1 pseudogene is annotated in these 1162 nt (G+C 68.6%); it reads left to right on the forward strand.

Features of this window, described 5'->3' with window-relative positions:
* Positions 1-211: 211 nt before the first annotated feature.
* A pseudogene (locus CCN51_RS45985) lies at positions 212-1162 on the forward strand (transposase); the annotation flags it as partial.

The following is a 1162-nucleotide window of genomic DNA, read 5'->3' on the forward strand; positions in this document are numbered from 1 at the left end:
ACACGGTGTTCACGGCGTGATCGATGTCAGCTTGTGATTTGTCGTTCGACTTCGAACAGGTGGACCTGGTGATCACTCGTCCGGGTGTTCCGGGGACGGGGGTACGACCTTCGCGTGATCCTGAACTTGACCAAGAGGTGCAGGACTTGACGCGAAGGCCGTAGTGGTGATTGCTGTGGAACAGGGCGTGTAGTGCGATCCGTTCGCGGAACTGTCACGCTTCCGGGGGTCTTCTACGACCGCCTGACCGGGCGGTGCGACGCGCTGTTCGAGCTCACCGACGCGGTGCTGTGCACCGACGGGCCGGTGAAGACCCTGGTGGACCTGGCGCTGGCGCCCGAGCACCGGCGCGGGCACGGCGCCCTGTACGGCGCGCTGAACAAGGGCTGTCTGGACGTCGAGCGGCTGCGGATGGCGTTGGCCGACTTGCCGCTGCCCAGGGCTGCTGACGGCCGGCTGGTCCTGGCAGTGGACGTGTCGCCCTGGCTGCGGCCCGACGCTGCCACCAGCGATGCCCGCTCTTTTTGCCACACCTACGGCCGTGGTGAGAGCAAGCACATGATGATCCCGGGCTGGCCGTACTCGTGGGTCGTCGCCCTGGAAGCGGGTCGGACCTCGTGGGTCGCACCGCTGGATGCAGTCCGGCTTCGGCCGGCGNNACCGGGTGATGCGCCGGCCGACGCCGCCCCGCGTCTACAACCCGACGGGCGGGCGGCCGCCCAAGCACGGCGGCGAGTTCATCTTCAAGGACACCAGGACCTGGGGCGCCCCGGACGTCGAGACGAAGTCCGAGACCACCCGCTACGGCACCGCCCACGCCCAGAGCTGGGACCGGCTCCACCCCGAGCTGCAACAACGCGCCGCCTGGCGGGACCACACCGGCAAGCTCCCGGTCATCGAGGGCACCGTCATCCGCCTCCAGGTCGACCACCTGCCCAGCGGCGGCGACCCCAAGCCCCTGTGGCTCTGGTGGTCCCGCCCCACAGCGGCCCCGGCTGAGACCGACCTGGCCTGGCAGGCCTCCCTGCGGCGGTTCGACATCGAGCACTTCTTCAGGATGATCAAGCAAACACTCGGCTGGACCGCTCCGAGGCTGCGAGACGCCGAAGCGGCTGAGCGCTGGACCTGGCTGATTGTCGCTCAATGCCGCGAAGTTAGGGGC

This window comes from Streptomyces milbemycinicus, assembly GCF_002154605.1.
Lineage (GTDB): Bacteria > Actinomycetota > Actinomycetes > Streptomycetales > Streptomycetaceae > Streptomyces > Streptomyces milbemycinicus.